Consider the following 15540-nt stretch of genomic DNA (forward strand, 5'->3'; position numbering starts at 1 on the left):
TACCGACAAGTATGCGAGACGACTTGTCAGCAGGATTTGGCGGCTTCCGACAAGCGGGCCGCGCGTCACACCCCGGCGACGCCCAGGAGGGAGCCGGCCGCGTAGGTGACGGCCATGGCGAGGGCGCCGCCGACGACCGTGCGGAGGGTGGCCCTCGGTGCGGGGGCGGCGGCCAGCCGGGCGGCCCACCAGCCGGTGAGGGTGAGGGCGGCGAGGACCGAGCCGACGGTGATCCAGAGCCGGACGGAGGCGGGCGGGAGGACGATCGCGAGCAGCGGGAGCAGGGCGCCGGCGGTGAAGGCGAGGAAACTGGCCCAGGCCGCGTGCCACGGTTCGGTGAGGTCGTCGGGGTCGATGCCCAGCTCCACGCGCGCGTGCGCCTTGAGGGCGTCGCGCTCGGTGAGCTGCACGGCGGCCTCGCGGGCCACGTCGGGGCTGAGGCCGCGGGCGGTGAGGAGTGCGGTCAGCTCGTCGAGCTCGGCGGCGGGGCTCTCGCGGAGCTCGCGCTTCTCGGTGGCGAGGGCGGCGTCCTCGGAGTCGCGCTGGACGGAGACGGAGACGTACTCCCCCGCCGCCATGGAGAGGGAGCCGGCCAGCAGGCCGGAGAGTCCGGCGGTGAGGAGGGCGGCCCGGGACCCGGTGGCGCCCGCGACGCCCACGACGAGGCCCGCGGTGGAGACGATGCCGTCGTTGGCCCCGAGCACGGCGGCCCGGAGCCAGTTGAGACGGGAGCCGAGGGCGCCGCCGTGGGCCTCGTCGTGGGCGGGGGGTGCGGTCACCTCAGGAGGGTCGCACCCGTCGCGTCACCAGACGCGGACCGACCCGCCCGGGGCGAAGGCCGGGCTGGTGGCGCCCTCCGGGACCTTCTCCAGGGGGGTGGCGATCTCCTCGACGGTCGGACCGTGGACGGCCGCGAGCCGGTCGAGCAGGGCGAGGTCGAAGCCGTAGACGCGGGCCGCGTTGCCGCCGACCATCGCCGCGACCTCCTCCCTCGGCAGGCCGGCGTAGGCGAGCCGGAGCCCTTCCCGGGAGTACGGGGTGGTGCCCTCGTCGTGCGGGTAGTCGCTGCCCCACATGATCTTGTCGAGGCCGATCCGGTCGCGCAGCGGCACCTCGTGCGGGCGCATGAAGCTGGCGCCGACGAAGCAGTTCTCGCGCCAGACCTCGCCGGGGCTGCGGCCCATCGCGTCCGCGAGGCCCGCGCCGAACTTCGACTCGGCGGTGACCGCCCGGCTCGCCGCCGCGACGAGGCGCCCGTGGTAGTAGTCCAGCATCTCCACCACGCCGGGGATCCAGCCGGAGCCCTGCTCGGTGAGGACCAGCCGGAGCCCCGGGTGGCGGCGGAAGGCGCCGCCGAACACCAGGTGCCACAGCGCCCGGTGGGAGAACCAGGTGGTCTCCACCATGAAGACGGCGCGGGCGGCCGGCTCGTCGCCGAGCGGCGGGGAGGCCGAGCCGCCGTGGTGGTTGACCGGGACGCCCAGCTCCTCGCAGACCGCCCAGATCGGGTCGTACGTCTCCGAGTACAGCTCCGGCAGTCCGCTGCCCGGCGGGGTCCCGGGGAGCAGGATGCCGCCGGTGAGGCCGGCCGCGTGGGTGCGGCGGATCTCGCGGACGGCCGCCCCGACGTCGTTGAGGAGGATCTGGGCGACGCCCGCCCGCCGGCCGGGGGCCTCGGCGCAGAAGTCGGCGAGCCAGCGGTTGTGGGCGCGCAGCCCCGCCCAGCGCCGCTCGAACTCCTCCCGGGTGGGGGCGGGGGCCATGAGGGACGCGGAGGGGAAGAACGGCGGGATGGTGTTGGGGAAGACGACCTCGGCGACGATCCCGTCGGCCTCCAGCTCGCTCAGCCGCCGCCCGGAGTTCCAGTTGCGGTCGGCGGTGTCGGCGAGCAGGTCCTGGTACGGGTTGACGTACGTGGCGGCCCAGGCGTCGAAGTCGTCGTGGTGGCGCTTCTCCAGGTACGGCCGGTAGTCGAGGAGGTCGGCTCCGGCGTGGCAGTCGGCGGAGACCACGGTGTACCGGTCGGTCACCGGGTCGCCCTCGCGGGCGGTCACCGGTCCACCTCCGTGGCCTGCCACCGGGCCGCCCCCGGCCGTCAGCGGGTCTCCCCCGCGACCGGCCGTCCCGTCACCCCCGCCCGTCACCGGGTCACCTCCGCGGCCGGTCCGGACGTCGGCGCCGCGGCCGGTCCGGGGCCGGGGTCTGCGGTCGGGCCCGTCACCGGGAAGTCGCCGCCGGTGAGCCAGTGGCGGCCGGTCTCCCGGGAGCGGGCCCAGGACGCCTCCACGGCGGTCTGCTCGGCGGGCTGGCCGAGGTCGGCGGGGGTGGGCCCGATCCGCTGAGCGATCGGTCCCAGTGCTCGGGTGTCGAATCCGAAGACCTCGGCGGCGGCCAGGCCCAGCATCCGCCGGGTCTCCCCCACCGGGATGTCGTGAAAGGTGTTCCGCAGCCAGGACCGGGTGTTCGGCCAGGTCCCCTCCGGGTGCGGGAAGTCCGAGCCCCACAGGATGTTGTCCACGCCGATCTCGTACCGCTGCGCCAGCTCGCGCCGCTTGGTGTTGGTGGCGCAGACGAAGACCTGCCGGTCCAGGTACTCGCTCGGCGGGCGCCGCAGTTCCGCGAAGGGCGAGAGCTTCTTGCCGCCGTGCGCGCCGAGGTAGAGCCGGTCCATGAACCAGAGCAGGTTCGGCAGCCACCAGCAGCCGGACTCGGCGACGCCGAACCGCAGCCCCGGGTGCCGCTCGAAGACCCCGGACCAGAGCAGGAACCACAGGGGCCGGGCCGGCCACCAGGTGACCTCGGAGACGTAGATGCCGAGGTGGTCGCCGTACTCCTCGCGGGGCGCGGCCCCCGAGTGGGTGACCACCGGCATCCCGGTCTCGGCGGCGGCCGCCCACACCGGGTCGTAGCGCCGGTCGTGGTAGGGCGCCTTGTCGACCCACATGGACGGGATCATCAGGGCGCCGAGCCCGGACTCCTTGGCCCGGTGGATCTCGGCGACGACCTCGCGCGGGTCGGCGGTGACCGGCAGCAGAGCGACGCCGCAGTGCCGGGCCGGGGCGTGGGCGACGAACTCGGCGAGCCAGCGGTTGTGCGCCTTGGCGCCCGCCATGCCCAGCTCGGGGTCCTGGTCGCCGGAGAGGCCGAGGCCGACGCCGAAGGGGGCGGCGGTCTGGCTGTCGACGGCGTCCGCGTCCGGGAAGACGACCTCGGCGGCGACGCCGTCCCCGTCCAGCTCCTTGATCCGCTGCGCGTGGTCCCAGCCGCCGCGCAGCCCCTCCTCGTGGTCGCTGAACCACTTGTTCGCGAAGTCCTCGTTGCGGACGCCGAGTCGGGTCATGGCCTCGCGGCGGGCCTGCCGTCCGGCGAGGAAGTCGTCGAAGGCCCGGCGGAAGCGGGACTCCAGGTAGGGCCGGTACTCCTCGGTGGGGAGCCCGGCGTGGCAGTCGGAGGAGACGATCAGATACGGGTCCTCATGGCTCATGGTGCGCACAGCCCCCTCAGGCCGGTCAGTCGAGGATGAAGCTCTCCAGGTAGGACGGGTTCGCGCGGTCGAGCATCGACCGCGAGCGTGCCGTGATCTGCCGGTCGCTGTGCTCGCTCGCCGGAAGCATCCAGAACCGGTCGGCCCTGATGCCCTCGACGACGTGCTCGGCGACCTCCTCGACCGGGGTGAAGGCGATCTCGTGGCCGGCCTCCTTCATGGCGGCCTCCCACTGGTCGAGGGTGCGGTACGGGGTCCGGCGCGGGCGCTCCTTGGCGTACCGCTCGGGCCGGTTGCGGTGCGACTCCCACAGGCCGGTGCGGAGCATGTGGGGCCCGGGGAAGAGCACGGAGGCGCCCACGCGCGCGTGCTCGGCCCTCAGGTGGGCGTAGAGGGATTCCGTCATGGTGACGACGGCCGCCTTGGTGACCGCGTAGACGGAGGCGGTGGGCAGCGGGGCGATGCCGCCGTCGCCGGAGGAGGTGTTGACGACGTGGCCGGGCTCGCCGCCCGCGAGCATGCGGGGCACGAAGGCCTGGATGCCGTGGAAGACGCCCCAGACGTTGACCGAGAAGGCCCACTTCCAGTCGTTGGGCTCGTGCTCCCACATGCGGCCCTCGGCGCCGGAGCCGACGCCGGCGTTGTTGCAGAGCACGTGGACGGCACCGAAGGCCTCGTAGGCGGCGTCGGCGAAGGCCCGTACCTGCTCCGGGTCGGAGACGTCGACGGTCCGGGCGAGGACCCGCGCCCCGTCCGCCGCCAGCTCGTCGGCGGCCTCGTCGAGCGGGCCCCGCTCGACGTCGCCGAGGACGACGGCGAGTCCCTCGGCGGCGAAGCGGCGGGCCATCGCGCGGCCGATGCCGCTCGCGGCGCCGGTGACGACGGCGACCTGTCCCTCCGCGAGCTCCATCAGACGCTCCCTTCCGGCGGGCCGTCGAGGATCTGCGCGGGGTCGTCGTACCGCTGGTGGACGTAGGGCAGCAGGGCCTCGGCGGAGACCCGCTCGGCGACCCGGCCGCGCTGGTCGGAGGTCTTCTCGCCGAAGGTGATGCCGACGAGCCGGCGGACCGGGAGGTCGGCGACGGGGTCGTACATGGACTCGCGCAGGACGACGTCCCCGGTGACCTGCTCCAGCCTCCGCACCTTCTCGTGGCGGACGCAGTGGACGAGGACCGGGTCGGCGTCGAAGCCCGCCCCCTCCACTCCGGGCAGGAACTTGAAGTAGAAGTCGGTCCGCTCGACCGGCTCGGGCAGCGGCAGCGGGCTGGAGACCGCGCCGCGCACCTCGACGAAGGCGATGCCGTGCCGGGCGAGCCGGGCGCCCACCACGAGGCCGTCGCGCTCGACGACGACCTCGCCGAGCTTCTTCGGCTCGCCGAAGACCTCGCGGCCGCCGATCAGGGCCCGCTCGTGGGTCATCGGCATGACCAGCGGGTACCAGCCCTCGGTGGCGCCGTGGGCGGCGGCCACCGAGACCGAGCCGGCGCCGAGGGGGTAGCCGGGCAGGTCGACCTTGCTGACGGTGACCCGGACGAGCGGGCGCCCGGTGGGCTTCAGGGGCGGCGGCAGGACGGCCGCGACCGCGTCGGGGTCGGTCTCCCAGAGGGCGACCACGCCGGTGGACCAGATGTCGGGGAGCTTCGCCGCGGCGGCGCGGGCGGCGGCGCTCTCCGCCTCGGTGCGCGCCCCGTACCGTACTCGTGCCATGTCGTCGTACCACCCTTCCGGACGGACAAGGTCCCGGCCCCACGGGCCCGGGACCGACGGCCTGTAACACTGTTACACCGCCGCCGATGCAGGGTAAAGACGCGTGCGCACAGTGAATTGACGAACCGTCAGGGAGGTGCGTATGACACGCCCGGCGCTCAGCCGCGAGGAGGTCCTGGAGGCCGCGGCGGCCCTGGTGCGGGCCCACGGCCCCGACGCGCTCACCATGCGCGGCCTCGCCGCCGCGCTCGGCACGGCGGTCACCTCGATCTACTGGCACGTGGGCAACCGCGAGTCCCTGCTCGACGCGCTGGCCGCCCGCACGGTGGCGGACCTGGGGGCGATCAGGCCGCGCGGGAACGACCCGGCGGAGCGGATCTGCTCGGTGGCGCACGCGCTGCGCCGGGCGCTGCGCGACCGCCCGCACCTGGTGGCGATGGTGCACGAGCGGGGTCTGACGGAGCGGATGTTCCTGCCGGCCCAGCGGGCCCTGGTGCGGGAGGCGCACGCGGCGGGGCTGCGCGGGGAGCGGGCGGCCGAGCTGGTCCGGGCGGTCGCCTTCCAGGTCGTCGGGTACGTGCTGGTGGAGCGCAACCGCGAGCGCGCCCCGGCCCGGCCGTCCGCCGACGAGGAGCTGTGGGACGCCGAGTCGGCCGACGCCGATCCGCCGCTCGCCCGCGCGCTGGCCGCCCCGGTGGAGCCGGAGCGGCTCTTCGCGGCCTCGGTGCGCGCACTGGTCGAGGGGCTGCTGGCCGGGGCCCCGCCCCCCACCGAGGGGGACATCACGGACAAGCCGGACAGCGGGCAGGGGAGTGTCCGTCGCGGGCCGTATTCTCAGTGACCATGCTCGACGACCGTACGACAGCAGCGACGTGGCCGGCCGCCTACCCGCAGGGGTACGCGGTCGTCGACGTGGAGACCACCGGTCTCGCCCGCGACGACCGGATCGTGTCCGCCGCCGTCTACCGCCTCGACGCGCAGGGCGGCGTGGAGGACCACTGGTACACGCTGGTGAACCCGGAGCGGGACCCGGGACCGGTCTGGATCCACGGCCTCACCAGCGACGTCCTCGAAGGGGCGCCGCTCTTCCCGCAGATCGCCGAGGAGTTCTCGGCCCGCCTCGACGGACGCGTCCTCGTCGCGCACAACGCCATGTTCGACTGGCAGATGATCGCCCGGGAGTACGCGCGCGCGGAGCGCACCGCGCCCGTGAGGCAGCGGCTGTGCACCATCGCGCTCTCCAAGGAGCTGGCGCTGCCGCTCCCCAACCACAAGCTGGAGTCGCTCGCCGCCCACTTCGGGGTGGTGCAGCAGCGCGCGCACAACGCGCTCGACGACGCGCGCGTGCTCGCCGAGGCGTTCCGCCCGAGCCTGCACGCGGCGGCGGAGCGGGGCGTACGGCTGCCGCTCCTGGAGTGCCGCCCGCTCACCGAGTGGGCGTCCTCGCCCGCCCGTCCGATGATCGGCCGGCAGTCCTCCTACGGGGCGGGCGGCTGGCGCCCCTCCCGGAAGCGCCCGGCCTGCCCGTACCCCAACCCCGGCCGCTACGCGAGCGACAAGCCGCTCAAGCAGGGCATGCGGATCGCCTTCTCCGGCGACACCTCCGTCGACCGGGAGCTCCTGGAGGACCGCACGGTCGAGGCCGGGCTGCACGTCGCCGGCTCGATCTCCCGGCTCACCAGCCTGCTGGTCACCAACGACCCGGACGCCGGCACCTCCAAGACCGTCAAGGCGAAGGCCTTCGGCACACCGATCGTGGACGAGGCCGCCTACGCCCATCTGCTGCGGGACGTGGCCCCGGCAGACGGGTGACACCCCGCCCCCGGCGGGCGTGGTGCCCGGCACGCGCGGGCCCGGGGCTCCACCCTGTGGCGCATGGCACGTTGTGAGGTCTGCGGAAACGATTACGGCATGTCCTTCGAGATCCATGCCCAGGGCGCGATCCATGTCTTCGACTGCTTCGCCTGCGCCATCCACCGGATGGCACCCATCTGCGAGCACTGCCGGGTCCAGATCATCGGACAGGGCGTCGAGGTCGAGGGGAACTGGTACTGCGGCGCCCACTGCGCCCGGGCCGAGGGGAAGGCGGGCATCGTCGACCGGGTGTGACCACCGCCCCGGTCCCGTGGTGAGGAAACGATCCTGGTCGGGTGGCGCCGGTCACCCGACCCCCGCTGCGGGCGTCCGCGCACCGGACGGTACGGTCGTTCCGTGTACCGCTTCCTGTTGTCCCGGCAGTGGGTGATCCTCACCCTCGTCGCCCTCGTCCTCATCCCCGCGATGATCGAGCTGGGCTTCTGGCAGTTCCACCGGCACGAACGCCGGGTCGCCCAGAACGCCCTGATCGAGGACAACCTGAAGGCCGTGCCGGTCCCGGTCGAGGAGCTCACCTCGCCCGGCCACGTCGTCCCCCGCGCCGACTACTGGCGCCGGGTCACCGCCACCGGCACCTTCGACACCGCCCACGAGGTCGTCGTCCGCCGCCGCACCTCGTCCGACGAGCGGGTCGGCGCGCACGTCCTCACCCCGCTGGTCCTGAAGGACGGCGCGGTCGTCCTGGTCAACCGGGGCTGGGTGCCCGCCGCGGCCAACCAGCGCGACTACCCCGAGGTCCCGCCCGCCCCGAAGGGCGAGGTCACCGTCACCGGCCGGCTCAAGGCCGACGAGACCACCGGCGCCAGCGGCATCAAGGACCTCAAGGGCCTGCCGGACCGTCAGGTGATGCTCATCAGCAGCGCCCAGCAGGCCGAGCTGATCGGCCGCGAGGTGCTGGGGGGCTACGTCGAGCAGACCGAGCCCGAACCGGCGGGCGACTCCCCCGAGCAGATCCCCGAGCCGGACCACGACTCGATCGGCGCCCACATGGCGTACGCGGTCCAGTGGTGGCTCTTCGCCGCCGGCGTGCCGGTCGGCTGGATCGTCCTCGTCCGACGCGAGAAGCGCGACCGCGAGACCGCCGCCGCGCCCTCGGCCGAAGGCGGCGGGGACGGCGACGGCGGGGGTGGCGACGGAGGGCCGGGACCGGAGGGCGACACCCCGGGCGCCCCCCGGGAGGACGGCAGCGCGATGCAGGCCACCTCGCCCCGCTGATTGACCGTCGCCTCTTGCGGGAACGCCCACAGGGTGACCCGACGCATCGACGACTACGCCCTGATCGGCGATCTCCAGACCGCCGCCCTCGTCGGCCGCGACGGATCGATCGACTGGCTCTGCCTGCCCCGCTTCGACTCCGCCGCCTGCTTCGCCGCCCTCCTCGGCGACGAGGACAACGGCCACTGGCGGATCGCCCCCAAGGGCTCCGGCACCTGCACCTCCCGGCGCTACGCCGAGGACTCCCTCGTCCTGGAGACCCTCTGGGAGACACGCACCGGCACCGTCAAGGTCACCGACTTCATGCCCCAGCGGGACCGGGCCCCGGACGTCGTCCGGATCGTCGAAGGGGTCAGCGGCCGGGTCGAGATGAGCGCCGTGCTCCGCCTCCGCTTCGACTACGGCTCGATCGTCCCGTGGATAAGGCGCTCCGAGGGCCACCGGGTCGCCGTCGCCGGGCCCGACGCCGTCTGGCTCCGCAGCGAGCCCGAGGTGAAGACCTGGGGCCAGCAGTTCGCCACCTGCTCCTCCTTCACCGTCGCCGCGGGCGAGCGGGTCGCGTTCGTCCTCACCTGGCACCCCTCGCACGAGCGCCGGCCCGCCCTCATAGACCCCTACGAGGCCCTGGAGCACTCGCTCGCCGACTGGCGGGAGTGGACCGCCCGCTGCACCTACCGGGGTCCGTACCGCGCCGCCGTGATCCGCTCCCTCATCACCCTCAAGGCGCTCACCTACGCCCCCACCGGCGGGATCGTCGCCGCCCCCACCACCTCCCTGCCCGAGGAGCTCGGCGGCGTGCGGAACTGGGACTACCGGTCCTGCTGGCTGCGCGACTCCTCCCTCACCCTCGGCGCGCTGATCGCCGCCGGATACAGCGACGAGGCCGCCGCCTGGCGCGACTGGCTGCTCCGCTCGGTCGCGGGCGACCCCGCCGACCTCCAGATCATGTACGGACCCGCGGGCGAGCGCCGGCTCCCCGAGACGACGCTGCCCTGGCTGCGCGGCTACGCCGACTCGGCCCCGGTACGGACCGGGAACGCGGCCGTCGACCAGTTCCAGCTCGACGTGTACGGCGAGGTCATGGACTCCCTGTACCTCGCGCGCGAGGCCGGCATCCCGCCCGAGCGGCACGCCTGGAACCTCCAGCTCAGCCTGCTCGGCTTCCTGGAGTCGCACTGGCGCGAACCCGACGAGGGGCTGTGGGAGGTGCGCGGCCCGCGCCGCCACTTCACCCACTCCAAGGTGATGGCCTGGGTGGCGGCCGACCGGGCCGTGCGCACCCTGGAGGACGACCCCTCGCTGCCCGGCGAGCCGGACCGGTGGCGGGCGCTGCGGGACGAGATCCACGCCGAGGTCTGCGCGAAGGCGTACGACGCGGAGCGGAACACCTTCACCCAGTCGTACGGCTCCGCCGAGCTGGACGCGGCCACCCTGCTCATCCCCCGCGTCGGCTTCCTGCCGCCGGACGACCCCCGGGTGGTCGGCACGATCGACGCCGTCCGCGCCGAGCTGAGCCATCAGGGCCTCCTGCGCCGCTACACCCCCGACTCCGGCTCGGTCGACGGACTGCCCGGCGGGGAGGGCACCTTCCTCGTCTGCTCCTTCTGGCTCGCCGACGCGCTGCGGATGACCGGGCGCCGCGAGGAGGCCCGGGAACTCTTCGAACGGCTGACGCGGCTCACCAACGACGTGGGGCTCCTCGCGGAGGAGTACGACCCGGTGACGGGCCGGCAGCTCGGCAACTTCCCGCAGGCGTTCAGCCACATCGGACTGGTCGGTACGGCGCTCGCCCTGCCGTGGGACGAGACGGCAGGATAGCCCCATGGATCTTGGACTGAAGGACCGCGTGTACGTCGTCACCGGCGCGACCCGGGGGCTCGGCCGGGCCTCCGCGGAGGCGCTGCTCGCCGAGGGCGCCCGGGTGCTGATCACGGGCCGTGAGGAGGCGACCGTCGCCGGGGCGGTCGCGGAGCTGGGCGAGGGCGCGGCGGGGGTCGCCGCCGACAACGACGACCCGGAGACCCCGGCCCGGCTGATCGCGGAGGCCCGCGCCCGCTTCGGCGGCTTCGACGGCATCCTGATCAGCGTCGGCGGCCCGGCTCCGGGCTTCGCCGCGGACAACACCGACGAGGAGTGGACGGCGGCCTTCGGCACCGTCTTCCTCGGCGCGGTGCGGCTCGCCCGCGCGGCGGCCGAGGCGCTGGGCGAGGGCGGTGTGATCGGCTTCGTCCTGTCGGGGTCGGTGCACGAGCCGATCGCGGGCCTGACGGTCTCGAACGGGCTCCGCCCCGGGCTCGCCGGCTTCGCCAAGTCGCTCGCGAACGACCTCGGGCCGCGCGGGATCCGGGTGGTCGGCCTGCTGCCCGCCCGCATCGACACCGACCGGGTCCGGCAGCTCGACGCCCTCTCCGGCGACGCCGAGGCGTCCCGCGCGGCCAACGAGCTGGGGATCCCGCTGCGCCGCTACGGCACCCCGGAGGAGTTCGGCCGCACCGCCGCCTTCGTCCTCTCCCCGGCCGCCTCCTATCTGACGGGGCTGATGCTCCCGGTCGACGGCGGCGCCCGGCACGGCTTCTGAGTCCGGGCCCCTGGGTCGGGTCTGCCGCATCCGGGGCCCTGAGCCGGGTCCGCAGGGTCCAGGGCCCTGGACCGGGTCCGCGAGGGCCGGGCCCTCGGGTCGGGTCCGCCGGTCCGGGGGCTGTCAGTTCACCCGGCGGGCCCGGTGCTTGACCGCGCGGAGCCGGGCCTCGGTGGGGAGGGCGGCCAGGCCGGCCGCCGTACGGGCCCGGGCCAGGGCCTCGTCGCTGAGGCCGGCGAGCGCCTCGCCCGGGGAGGCGTACGGCTCCAGGCGGAGCGCGACGCGGGTACGGGGCGCGGTGCGGCGGCCGGTGAGGGCGACCCGGGCCTGGGCCACGCCCTCCTGCGCGGCGGCGTCCGCCTCCAGGACCTCGGCCAGGGCCCGGCCGCGCAGGGCGGCGGCGTCGCCGTCGCCGGTGTCGACCAGGACCTCGGCGAGCCGGGCCCGGCGGAACTGGGCGAACAGCCACCACAGGGCGAGCAGGACGACGACGCCGAGGACGGCGATGACCGTCGGCCACCACCAGCCCTCCTCCCGCCACCGCTGCCGGTCGGCGGCGGTGAGGAGCACGTCGTCGGGGCTCGACCAGGGCCACCAGGACGGGACGGGCAGGTCGAGTCCCGCCGCGAGGACGGCGCCGCCGGCGAGGACCAGGAGGAGCCCGGCGAGGCCGAGGAGGGCACGGTTGACGCGCCGCAGGACGGCGGTGACGGGTGCGTTCACCGGTGTGTCACCCCTTCTCGGGCGGGCGGTCCACCCGGACGGTGAGGGCGGGCGGACGGGCGAGCCCGAGTTCCTCGATCCCGTCGCCGAGGACGGATTCGACGTCCGCGCGGACGTCGTCGAGCGGGCGGAAGTGGGAGACGGCCCGGACGGCGACCTTGGCGCGGCCGACCCGGACCTTCACGGACTGCACGCCGGAGACCTCCATGGCCCGGTCGCGCAGGACGAGCGCGGCGGCGTCCCGGTCGAGCCCGGCGCGTACGTCGGGGTGGGAGCGCCGCATGGGCAGGACGTCCCGGAGGCCCGGGGTGCATGCCAGGACCAGCAGCCAGACGCCGAGCAGGACGGCGACGCCGGCGGCCACGAGGACCGTGGTGCTGTCGAGGGACCGGGTCGCGAGGCCGTCGGCGAGGTCGCGCCGCCAGCTCATCGCGCTGTGGTCGGCCCGGACGGCGGCCACGTCGTAGAGCAGCAGCCCGGCGCCGGCGAGCACGACGGCGGCGAGCAGCGCGGCGGGGATCCGCCGGACGGCCCAGAACCGGCGGACCCGTTCGGTGTCGGTTCCGCCTCCGGCGAGGACGGGGACGCCGTCGTCGCCGCCCCGGGCCGTCTCCCCGGTCTCCCCGGTCTCCCGGGGGTCGGTGGGCTGTCCGGGTGTCGTCATGCCAGGCGGCCCTTCCTGGCGGCGGGCGAGGTGCGCGGGGAGTGGAGGCGCTCGACGTGGACGGCCACCTCGTGGACCTCCATGCCGACGAGCTCCTCGACCCGGCCGCGGACCCGCCCCCGGACGGCTCCGCAGCGGCGGCCGACGTCCGTGGGGTAGTCGAGTTCGAGGCTGATCGAGATGCGGGCGGCGTCCCGGTGGACGACGACCGAGGCGTGCGGCGGGTGGCCGCCCTCCGGCACGCCGCCGAGGGCCTCCCGGGCGGCCTGGGCGGAGATCTTGGCGACCACCCGGTCGGCGATCGTGGTCGCGCCCCGCTCGCGCAGCCGGGGCCGCCACTCCTTCACGTCCGTGGGCACCCGCCGTCACCGCCGCCGGTCGCCGCGGTCGCGGCCCCGGAGGAGATCGCCGGGTTCGAGGTCGCCGTCGAGGAAGCGGCCGGCCACGAAGCCGACCGCGCCCAGGGCCGCGACCAGCAGAAACGCCCCGAAGCCGCCGAAGTATCCGGCGAAGCCGAGACCCATGCCGGCCAGCAGGCCGACCACCGCCATGCTCATGCTGAACCTCTTTCCGGGCCCTGTGGTCCGTTGTCGGGGTCGGTCGGCTACTGGAGCCGCGACTCCGGCTCCTCGTCCTCCTCGTCGGGCAGCTTCACGTCGCTGACCGCGATGTTGACCTCGACGACCTCCAGACCGGTCATCCGCTCCACAGCCGCGATCACGTTCTCGCGGACGTCGCCGGCCACGTCGGCGATGGAGACGCCGTAGTCGACGACGATCTCCAGGTCGAGGGCGGTCTGCACCTCGCCGACCTCGGCCTTCACGCCGCGGGTGACGCCCGCCTTGCCGCCGCCCCCGCCGGGGACGCGGTCGCGGACGGCGCCGAGGGTGCGGGAGAACCCGCTGCCCATGGCGTGGACGCCGACGACGTCGCGGGCGGCCATGCCCGCGATCTTCTCGACCACTCCGTCGGCGATGGTGGTGCGGCCCCGGGAACCGGCCGCGCCGCCGCCCTTCTTGGTGATCGAGGTGCTCTCGCCTGTGCGTTCGCTGTCCGTCATGGAATTCAGCCCCTTCCGGGATATTTCGGGGTTCTTCGCCCACACTAAAGGCGGTTCCCCGAGACCGCTCCGGGGATACGGCAGGCTGGGGCAATGACCATGGGTGACGGTTGGACGACGGCGGTGCGCGACCGCCTGGCGCCGGGCAGGCTGCTGCCGCTGGCTCCGGCGGCGGGAGCGTGGCTCACGGAGCGCGCGGCCCGGCAGGTGCTGGTCCGCGCGGTGACGGGGGTACGGGGCGCGGCGCCGGGCAGGCTCAGGATCGGCGCGGCGACGGAGGCGGACCTCCCGGATCAGCCCTCCCCGGATCAGCCTTTCCCGGTACCGCCGGGCGGGCTGGCGCCGGGGCCCCTGCGGATCGAGGCCGAGTTCGCGGCGGTGGCCGTCGGACGCCCGCTGCCGGAGACGGCGGAGGAGGTGCGGGCGGTTCTCCTCGCCGCGGCGGCGGAGCTGGGCCTGGCGGTGACGGAGGCGGATCTGCGGGTGACGAACCTGCTGGAGGAGGCGCCCCCGGAACCCTCGGACGGGCCGGCGCCCCCGCCTGCGGGCCACGGCGTGCCGGCGACGGACGACCCGGTGGCGCTCGCGGTGCTGCTGGTGCCGGGCGTGGCGGCGGTCACCGACGCACTGGGGCCGCCGGTGCTCCGCACGCGGGGGGCCGTTCGGGTGGAGTTCGCCGTGGCGGCGGACCATCCGCCGGCCGAGGTGGCCCGGGCCGCGCGCGCGGCGGCCGCCGCCGAGGCCCCCGCGGACGTCACGGTCACCGTCCTGATCACGGAGGTGCGCTGACGGCCCGAGGGCCCGGCGGGCCGGTGTCAGTCGCCGAGCCCGGCGAGGTCGCGGAGGCGGCGGGCCTGGGCAGCCCGCTCGGCGACGCGCTGCTCCTCGTAGGAGCGGCCTGCGGCACCCCGGAGCAGTGCCTTGGTCTCGACGACGGCGTCCCGGGGCGCGGCGAGCAGGGCGGCAGCGAGGTCCCGCACCGCGGCGTCGAGTTCGGCGGCGGGCACGGCGATGTTGGCCAGGCCGATGCGCTCGGCCTCGTCGGCGTGGACGAAGCGGCCGGTGGCGCAGATCTCCAGCGCGCGGGCGTAGCCCACGTGGGAGACGAGCGGGTGGGTGCCGGTGAGGTCGGGGACGAGGCCCAGGCTGGTCTCGCGCATGGCGAACTGCACGTCCTCGGCGACGACCCGCAGGTCGCAGGCGAGGGCGAGCTGGAAGCCCGCGCCGATGGCGTGGCCCTGGACGGCCGCGATCGACACGAGGTCGCTGCGGCGCCACCAGGTGAACGCCTCCTGGTACTCGGCGATGACCGCGTCGAGGTCCGCGTCGGAACCCCGTGCGAGGTCGAGGAAGGACGGCTCTCCGTCGAAGCCCTCGGGCGTGAAGGCCTGTCGGTCGAGTCCGGCGGAGAAGGACTGGCCCTCACCGCGCAGGACGACGATCCGCACGCTGCCCGGCAGAGACCGGCCGGCTTCCGTCAACGCCCGCCACAGAGCGGGAGACTGGGCGTTGCGCTTCGCCGGGTTGGTCAGAGTCACCGTGGCAACGGCGTCCTCGACGGTGAGCCGTACACCGTCCTTGTCGAAGACGAGCTGGGCGTCGTCGGGCGTGGTCATGGGGCGCCTCCGGTTCCGGTGCAGCACTGCATCCGATGCTAAGTGACTGCACAGTAACCACCGGGTCGGTCGCAGGACCGACCGGGTGCCCACCGGGAAGGTCCCGGTGGACCGGTCGAGCCGCCCCCGGCGTCAGGCCGAGGCCGCCTTCTTGCCCCGGGTAGCTCCGCCGCGACCACGCAGCGTCACTCCGGATTCACTGAGCATCCGGTGGACGAATCCGTAGGAGCGGCCCGTTTCCTCGGCCAGCGCCCGGATGCTCGCACCGGAGTCGTACTTCTTCTTCAGGTCTGCCGCGAGCTTGTCGCGCGCGGCGCCGGTCACCCGGCTGCCCTTCTTCAGAGTCTCGGCCACCCGTGCCTCCTCATGGGAAGTGCGCTCTGGACTTCTCATGATCACCCCTCACCGTCGTCCTGGCCACCCATTCGACGAGGTCCGTCCTGTCGGGTTTGCGGACGAGGAGGTCGTCCTCACGATCGGAAGCAGTCATTCCGCGCGGCCGGAACCCGACCATCGGACGAGTGGATCAAGGGACTGGCAGGTCAGCGCAGCCATGCGAACACACGTACGGCGCGGACTCTGCCGGAAGGATTCGGCAGAGGTCCGCGCCGGGGGTAC

The 15540-nt window shown here is 74.6% G+C and carries 19 protein-coding genes; 7 read left to right on the forward strand and 12 right to left on the reverse strand.

Annotated features, from left to right (window positions below):
* Positions 1-65: 65 nt before the first annotated feature.
* The 5 genes from ACF1BN_RS09695 to ACF1BN_RS09715 all read right to left on the reverse strand — a co-directional run bounded on the left by ACF1BN_RS09695 (position 66) and on the right by ACF1BN_RS09715 (position 5191).
* Positions 66-779, reverse strand: a complete 714-nt coding sequence (locus tag ACF1BN_RS09695) for a VIT family protein (RefSeq protein WP_392331057.1) — start codon at positions 777-779, stop codon at positions 66-68.
* A gap of 24 nt (positions 780-803) precedes the next feature.
* The gene (locus ACF1BN_RS09700; RefSeq protein ID WP_392331058.1) at positions 804-2054 is read right to left on the reverse strand and encodes an amidohydrolase family protein; all 1251 of its coding nucleotides are present in this window, start codon (positions 2052-2054) and stop codon (positions 804-806) included.
* An 86-nt stretch (positions 2055-2140) separates the two neighbouring features.
* Positions 2141-3484, reverse strand: coding sequence for an amidohydrolase family protein (locus ACF1BN_RS09705; protein WP_392331059.1), 1344 nt, complete (start codon positions 3482-3484; stop codon positions 2141-2143).
* A gap of 25 nt (positions 3485-3509) precedes the next feature.
* Positions 3510-4394, reverse strand: a complete 885-nt coding sequence (locus ACF1BN_RS09710) for an SDR family NAD(P)-dependent oxidoreductase (protein ID WP_392331060.1) — start codon at positions 4392-4394, stop codon at positions 3510-3512.
* Positions 4394-5191: an acetoacetate decarboxylase family protein gene (locus ACF1BN_RS09715; protein WP_392331061.1), complete on the reverse strand. Its 798-nt coding sequence runs from the start codon at positions 5189-5191 to the stop codon at positions 4394-4396. Before ACF1BN_RS09715 ends, ACF1BN_RS09710 begins: the two co-directional genes overlap by 1 nt.
* 142 nt (positions 5192-5333) lie before the next feature.
* On the opposite strand from ACF1BN_RS09715, the gene ACF1BN_RS09720 reads away from it, so the two are divergent.
* From ACF1BN_RS09720 to ACF1BN_RS09745, 6 genes are all read left to right on the forward strand, one after another.
* Complete coding sequence (locus ACF1BN_RS09720) at positions 5334-6032, forward strand: TetR/AcrR family transcriptional regulator (protein ID WP_392331062.1); 699 nt, start codon at positions 5334-5336, stop codon at positions 6030-6032.
* Positions 6029-7003, forward strand: coding sequence for a DEDDh family exonuclease (locus ACF1BN_RS09725; protein ID WP_392331063.1), 975 nt, complete (start codon positions 6029-6031; stop codon positions 7001-7003). Before ACF1BN_RS09720 ends, ACF1BN_RS09725 begins: the two co-directional genes overlap by 4 nt.
* A gap of 63 nt (positions 7004-7066) precedes the next feature.
* Entirely contained in the window at positions 7067-7300 is a 234-nt protein-coding gene (locus tag ACF1BN_RS09730) for a hypothetical protein (RefSeq protein ID WP_360315617.1), read from the forward strand.
* 102 nt (positions 7301-7402) lie between these two features.
* Positions 7403-8281, forward strand: a complete 879-nt coding sequence (locus ACF1BN_RS09735; protein WP_392331064.1) for an SURF1 family protein — start codon at positions 7403-7405, stop codon at positions 8279-8281.
* Between the two features lie 33 nt (positions 8282-8314).
* A complete protein-coding gene (locus ACF1BN_RS09740; RefSeq protein WP_392331065.1) occupies positions 8315-10099 on the forward strand; it encodes a glycoside hydrolase family 15 protein in 1785 nt (594 codons plus the stop codon).
* Positions 10100-10103: 4 nt separating this feature from the next.
* Positions 10104-10859, forward strand: a complete 756-nt coding sequence (locus ACF1BN_RS09745) for an SDR family oxidoreductase (protein ID WP_392331066.1) — start codon at positions 10104-10106, stop codon at positions 10857-10859.
* 123 nt (positions 10860-10982) lie between these two features.
* On the opposite strand, the gene amaP is transcribed toward ACF1BN_RS09745, so the two are convergent.
* Genes amaP through ACF1BN_RS09770 form a run of 5 tightly spaced genes read right to left on the reverse strand, consistent with a single transcriptional unit; the run spans position 10983 to position 13306 of the window.
* A complete protein-coding gene (gene amaP / locus ACF1BN_RS09750) occupies positions 10983-11582 on the reverse strand; it encodes an alkaline shock response membrane anchor protein AmaP (RefSeq protein WP_392331067.1) in 600 nt (199 codons plus the stop codon).
* Positions 11583-11589: 7 nt separating this feature from the next.
* Positions 11590-12246, reverse strand: a complete 657-nt coding sequence (locus tag ACF1BN_RS09755; RefSeq protein WP_392331068.1) for a DUF6286 domain-containing protein — start codon at positions 12244-12246, stop codon at positions 11590-11592.
* A complete protein-coding gene (locus ACF1BN_RS09760; protein WP_392331069.1) occupies positions 12243-12605 on the reverse strand; it encodes an Asp23/Gls24 family envelope stress response protein in 363 nt (120 codons plus the stop codon). Before ACF1BN_RS09760 ends, ACF1BN_RS09755 begins: the two co-directional genes overlap by 4 nt.
* Positions 12606-12611: 6 nt before the next feature.
* The gene (locus ACF1BN_RS09765) at positions 12612-12803 is read right to left on the reverse strand and encodes a hypothetical protein (protein ID WP_031002902.1); all 192 of its coding nucleotides are present in this window, start codon (positions 12801-12803) and stop codon (positions 12612-12614) included.
* A gap of 47 nt (positions 12804-12850) precedes the next feature.
* Positions 12851-13306 (reverse strand): Asp23/Gls24 family envelope stress response protein, encoded by a 456-nt coding sequence (locus tag ACF1BN_RS09770; protein WP_392331070.1) that lies wholly within the window; start codon positions 13304-13306, stop codon positions 12851-12853.
* A 93-nt stretch (positions 13307-13399) separates the two neighbouring features.
* Between ACF1BN_RS09770 and ACF1BN_RS09775 the strand changes: the two genes are divergently transcribed.
* Entirely contained in the window at positions 13400-14095 is a 696-nt protein-coding gene (locus ACF1BN_RS09775) for a hypothetical protein (RefSeq protein ID WP_392331071.1), read from the forward strand.
* A gap of 26 nt (positions 14096-14121) precedes the next feature.
* Here ACF1BN_RS09775 and ACF1BN_RS09780 read toward each other — a convergent pair whose 3' ends face one another.
* Positions 14122-14922 carry an enoyl-CoA hydratase/isomerase family protein gene (locus ACF1BN_RS09780; protein WP_392331072.1) on the reverse strand — a complete coding sequence of 267 codons (801 nt, stop codon included), beginning with the start codon at positions 14920-14922 and terminating at the stop codon, positions 14122-14124.
* A gap of 132 nt (positions 14923-15054) precedes the next feature.
* A complete protein-coding gene (locus ACF1BN_RS09785; RefSeq protein WP_006123601.1) occupies positions 15055-15276 on the reverse strand; it encodes a helix-turn-helix domain-containing protein in 222 nt (73 codons plus the stop codon).
* Between the last annotated feature and the right edge of the window lie 264 nt (positions 15277-15540).

It is taken from the genome of Streptomyces sp. NPDC014861, from assembly GCF_043081625.1.
Taxonomy (GTDB): Bacteria; Actinomycetota; Actinomycetes; order Streptomycetales; family Streptomycetaceae; genus Streptomyces.

Bases quoted from the DNA above. Each gene is read 5' to 3' on its own strand.
- ACF1BN_RS09705 (WP_392331059.1), bottom strand. From the start codon at position 3,484: ATGAGCCATGAGGACCCGTATCTGATCGTCTCCTCCGACTGCCACGCC.
- ACF1BN_RS09710 (WP_392331060.1), bottom strand. From the start codon at position 4,394: ATGGAGCTCGCGGAGGGACAGGTCGCCGTCGTCACCGGCGCCGCGAGC.
- ACF1BN_RS09715 (WP_392331061.1), bottom strand. From the start codon at position 5,191: ATGGCACGAGTACGGTACGGGGCGCGCACCGAGGCGGAGAGCGCCGCC.
- ACF1BN_RS09720 (WP_392331062.1), top strand. From the start codon at position 5,334: ATGACACGCCCGGCGCTCAGCCGCGAGGAGGTCCTGGAGGCCGCGGCG.
- ACF1BN_RS09730 (WP_360315617.1), top strand. From the start codon at position 7,067: ATGGCACGTTGTGAGGTCTGCGGAAACGATTACGGCATGTCCTTCGAG.
- ACF1BN_RS09745 (WP_392331066.1), top strand. From the start codon at position 10,104: ATGGATCTTGGACTGAAGGACCGCGTGTACGTCGTCACCGGCGCGACC.
- ACF1BN_RS09755 (WP_392331068.1), bottom strand. From the start codon at position 12,246: ATGACGACACCCGGACAGCCCACCGACCCCCGGGAGACCGGGGAGACC.
- ACF1BN_RS09765 (WP_031002902.1), bottom strand. From the start codon at position 12,803: ATGAGCATGGCGGTGGTCGGCCTGCTGGCCGGCATGGGTCTCGGCTTC.
- ACF1BN_RS09770 (WP_392331070.1), bottom strand. From the start codon at position 13,306: ATGACGGACAGCGAACGCACAGGCGAGAGCACCTCGATCACCAAGAAG.
- ACF1BN_RS09775 (WP_392331071.1), top strand. From the start codon at position 13,400: ATGACCATGGGTGACGGTTGGACGACGGCGGTGCGCGACCGCCTGGCG.
- ACF1BN_RS09780 (WP_392331072.1), bottom strand. From the start codon at position 14,922: ATGACCACGCCCGACGACGCCCAGCTCGTCTTCGACAAGGACGGTGTA.